Here is a 742-nt window from a genome sequence, read left to right as displayed (position 1 = left end):
TGTTTTTGCTCAGGCCGTGGTGGTAGGTGTTGCGCCGTGGTGTTTGGGTGGGATCGATTAGGTACGGGGCGGTGAAGCAGGGCGTTCCTTGCACCAGTGCCAGGGTCCATTCACTATGGTGAATCAGCGTGTGGTGGCGCCCGCAGAGCAAAGCCGCGTTGCTGATATTACTTTCCCCGCCTTCCTGCCACGGGAGCACATGATGGGCCTCGGCCCAGGGCGCCGGGATAGTGCAATCAGGAAAACAACAGCCTAGATCCCTGGCGAATAAGATTTTGCGCTGCGCCGGGGTAAACAAGCGTTGGGTACGACCCACATTCAAAATCTCCTGCCCTTGCCCCATCAACAGGTTCGTGATCTCCGGATCACACAGGGGCTGGTCAAACAACCCCAACGGCACAGGCCCGTTATAAGCGGTAAACGCCGTCCCTGCCCCGTCCCTGCGGGCTAGGTCTTCCTGCCGGGTCATGATGATCAGCTGTGCCTTCAAACCACCATTGAGCGGCAGCTTCTCTGTCCGTGCCGCCAACTTCACACACTCCAACAACCCGTCCAAGAGCTTCTGCGCATACGTCCGGTCGTCTTTCACCACCGGGTCGGTACTGGCCGGATCAATCGGATCCAAACCCTCCAACATCTCCGCCGAGCCCGGCCACGGAATCCGCACCCCGCCAACCACCCGAGCCCGCCGCTCCTGCCCGGGCACCTCACCCCACACAGATCCCCACCCCGGCTCACCGCC

The 742-nt window shown here is 61.2% G+C and carries 1 protein-coding gene; it reads right to left on the bottom strand.

Features of this window, described 5'->3' with window-relative positions; all coding sequences use genetic code 11:
- Window positions 1–742 (bottom strand): HNH endonuclease signature motif containing protein (locus JMA46_RS16780; protein WP_207346487.1); only part of this gene is annotated, 742 nt, incomplete at both ends.

The organism is Arthrobacter sp. E3, assembly GCF_017353415.1.
Lineage (GTDB): Bacteria > Actinomycetota > Actinomycetes > Actinomycetales > Micrococcaceae > Specibacter.
This window is presented reverse-complemented; position numbering and strand designations above follow the sequence as displayed.